The 3,793-nt window shown below is 69.9% G+C and carries 2 protein-coding genes and 1 pseudogene; all 3 read left to right on the forward strand.

All coding sequences use genetic code 11. The features are described from left to right. Nucleotides 1-110 precede the first annotated feature (110 nt). Nucleotides 111-635 carry a hypothetical protein gene (locus FDZ70_07605; protein ID TLM73624.1) on the forward strand — a complete coding sequence of 175 codons (525 nt, stop codon included), beginning with the start codon at nucleotides 111-113 and terminating at the stop codon, nucleotides 633-635. A 157-nt stretch (nucleotides 636-792) separates the two neighbouring features. Beyond that, nucleotides 793-3,564, forward strand: a pseudogene (secA, locus tag FDZ70_07610) (preprotein translocase subunit SecA). Nucleotides 3,565-3,576: 12 nt separating this feature from the next. After that, nucleotides 3,577-3,793: peptide chain release factor 2 (prfB, locus tag FDZ70_07615; protein TLM73625.1), on the forward strand; the 217-nt coding region annotated here is incomplete at its 3' end.

Below are 3,793 nucleotides of genomic sequence, written 5' to 3' on the forward strand. Positions count from 1 at the left end.
CATGCCTAGGCTCGTGGGCTCGGAATGTGTATAAGAGACAGGTCTTTGGCGGGGTGCTGCTGGCGCGTCGGGATGGATCGCCGCGCGGCGCGTCGCCGGGCTCGGGCGCAGTGGCTGCTAGCGCCTCGCCGGACGCCACTGGTCCTGGCGGCGTCGCCGATCCCGGCACGGCAGCCGCGTCGGCGCCTGCGACCCCCCAAGCCCGGCTCGACACCTCGCCGGCGGGCAAGACGTCCGCATCGGCGCAACTCACCGGGACGATCCCGCCGGGCGAGCATGTGGACGAGAAGGCGCTGGCGGATGCACGCGGCGGCGAGAAGCCGCCGCCCGACGCCTGGGTCCGAGTGCTCGCGGTCAGCGGGTCCGGGCCGCGCACCTGCGAGCCGCTGGATCTCCCGCGCGGTGAGATGCGCCTGCGCGCCCGCACCGACGCGCCCGGCGACGGCCCGACCGTCTTCTCGTACGCGCTCGCGGACGGCGAACCGCCTCGCGTGTGGTGGAACGCCACCTCGGCGCCGAAGGGGAGTACCTTCTCAGGTGAAGCGCGCGTTCAGGGCCACGACGCCCTCGTGTTCTCGGTCGAGTGTGCCCCGGACACGGCATGGTCGTTCGTCGTCGAGTGGCGTCACGGCTGACCTCACCCGCGTGACGCTCGCCGCGCCTGTGTGCGCGCTGCGGAGCCGCCCCGCGCCGGCCCGTCCGCGCCCACCGCGCGTGCTATCCTGTCCCGGCTTCGAACCACGCCTTCCGCCCCCGTCCCCGTGAGGTGTATCCGCCACCGTGGCATTCGAGTTCCTCGGAAAGATCCTGACACTCGGCGAAGGCCGCCAGCTGCGGCAGTTCAGCGGCCGTGTCGACCAGGTCAACTCGCTCGAGCCCTCGATGCAGGCGCTCGACGACGCCGCGCTGGCCGCCAAGACCGGCGAGTTCCGCATGCGTCTCGACAACGGCGAGGACCTCGACGACCTGCTGCCCGAGGCGTTCGCCGCCTGCCGCGAGGCCGGCAAGCGGGCGCTCGGGATGCGCCACTTCGACGTCCAGCTCATCGGCGGCATGGTCCTGCACTCGGGGATGATCGCCGAGATGCGCACCGGCGAGGGCAAGACGCTCGTCGCCACGCTGCCGGTCTACCTGAACGCGCTCACCGGCCAGGGCGTCCACGTTGTGACCGTCAACGACTACCTCGCCAAGCGCGACTCCGAGTGGATGGGGCAGGTCTACCACGCGCTCGGCCTCGAGGTCGGCATCATCCAGGCGCAGATGGACCCGGGCAGGCGCGTGCCCGCCTATGCTGCCGACGTCACCTACGGCACCAACTCGGAGTTCGGCTTCGACTACCTGCGCGACAACATGGTCGTGCGCCCGGACCATCGCGTGCAGCGCGGTCACCACTTCGCCATCGTCGACGAGGTGGACTCGATCCTCATCGACGAGGCGCGCACCCCGCTCATCATCTCCGGCGCCGCGACCCGTTCGGCCGATGCGTACAAGCAGTTCGCGAGGGTCATCCCTCGGCTGAAGATGGACGAGGACTTCGAGCTCGACGAGGCCAAGCGCACCGTCGCCGCGACCGAGACCGGCTTGGCCAAGGTCGAGCAACTGCTCGGCATCGAGGACATCTACATGGATCCGTCGGGCCAGCTGGTCAACCACCTCCAGCAGGCGCTGCGCGCGCAGTTCCTCTTCAAGAAGGAAGTCGACTACATCGTCAAGGACGGCGAGGTCCTCATCGTCGACGAGTTCACCGGCCGCATCATGTACGGCCGACGCTGGTCGGAGGGGCTGCACCAGGCGGTGGAGGCCAAGGAGCAGGTGCACGTGCGCGAGGAGAACCAGACGCTCGCGACCGTCACGCTGCAGAACTACTTCCGCATGTACGACAAACTCGGCGGCATGACCGGTACGGCGGTGACCGAGGACGCCGAGTTCCGCGAGATCTACAACCTGCCGGTCATGGTCGTGCCGACGCACCGCGACATGGTCCGCGACGACCGCAACGACCTCATCTACCGCAACGTCGAGGGCAAGTTCACGGCCGTCGTCTCCGACATCGTCGAGCGCCACGAGGCCGGCCAGCCGTGCCTCGTCGGCACCATCTCGATCGAGAACTCCGAGCGGCTCTCGCGCATGCTCACCAAGCGCGGAATCACGCACAACGTCCTCAACGCCAAGTTCCACGAGTCCGAGGCGCACATCATCGCGCAGGCCGGACGCTTGGGCGCGGTCACCATCGCGACCAACATGGCCGGCCGCGGCACCGACATCATCCTCGGCGGCAACCCCGAGTTCCTGTGGGAGGACATCTGCCGCGAGCGCGGCGTCCAGCCCGAGGAGGCCACCGACGAGCAGCACGCCGAGGCGCTCGCGCGCGCGAAGGAGATCTGCGCCGAGGAGCACGAGGCCGTCGTGGCGGCAGGCGGCCTGGCGGTCCTCGGCACGGAGCGGCACGAGTCGCGCCGCATCGACAACCAGCTGCGCGGCCGGTCCGGGCGCCAGGGCGACCCGGGCCTGTCGCAGTTCTACCTGTCGCTGGAAGACGACCTCATGCGCCTGTTCGGCGGCGACCGCATGGACCGCATCTCCACGTTCATGGAGAAGGGCGACATCCCCGACGACATGCCGATCCAGGCGGGCCTCGTCTCGAAGGCCATCGAGAGCGCCCAGCGCCAGGTCGAGGCGATGAACTTCGCCTCGCGCAAGCACGTGCTCGAGTACGACGACGTCATGAACAAGCAGCGCCAGGTCATCTACGGCGAGCGCGACGCGATCCTCGGCGGCAAGGACCTGCACGCTCGTGTCGAGGAGATCCTCGCCGAGACGATCGAGAAGGGTGTGCTCGAGTACTGCCCTGAGCGCACCTACTCCGAGGACTGGGACTGGGACGGCCTGACCGCGTGGGTCGAGCCGCTGCTCGGCCTGCCGGGCGTCGTGGCGTCGCTGCGTGAGGGCGCCGAGGACGGCCACGTGTTCGCGATGGACCTGGCCGAGAGGGCCGGCGCGGTGCTCGCCGAGCGCGAGGCGGCGCTGGGCGAGGGCGTGGTGCGCGAGCTCGAGCGGCAGATCATGCTGCGCATCATCGACGCGCGGTGGATGGAGCACCTCCAGGACATGGACTACCTGCGCGAGGGCATCGGGCTGCGCGGCTACGGCCAGCGCGACCCGCTCGTGGAGTACAAGCAGGAAGCGTTCGAGATGTTCGCCGGCCTTGTGGATGCCATCAACGAGGACTTCGTCGGCGCGATGATGCACGCGCGCGTGGAGGCGGCGCCGGTCGAGGCGCCGCAGCTGCGCGACGTGTCGTATTCCGCCCCGACCGAGGACACGATCTTCGCCGGCGGCGCGCGCGACACCGCCGCGGCGCAGCAGGCCCGCGCCGCGGCCGCCGAGAGCGGGGGAGACGCGCTGGCCGCGTCGGCCGCCGCCGTGGGCGCGAAGTCCGAGCCGAAGTCGGCGACCGTGGTCAAGGACAAGGGCGACCCGTTCGCGAACGTGGGCCGCAACGACCCGTGCCCGTGCGGGAGCGGCAAGAAGTACAAGAAGTGCCACGGCGCGGCTGAGAGCTGAAGGTAGGACCCCGTGATCGAGGACCGCAGCGCAGACATACGCGCCATGCGGGACCGGGTGTCCCGCATGGCCGAGTACCTTCGTGTCGAGTCGAAGCGTGACGAGATCGCCTCGCTCGAGACGCGTGCTGCCGAGCCGGGTTTCTGGGATGACCCGGGCGCCGCGCAGCAGGTGATGGCGCAGGTCGCGGGGCTCAAGGACGACGTGGCCGCGTACGACGCAATCGTCT

Source organism: Actinomycetota bacterium, assembly GCA_005774595.1.
Taxonomy (GTDB): Bacteria; Actinomycetota; Coriobacteriia; order Anaerosomatales; family D1FN1-002; genus D1FN1-002.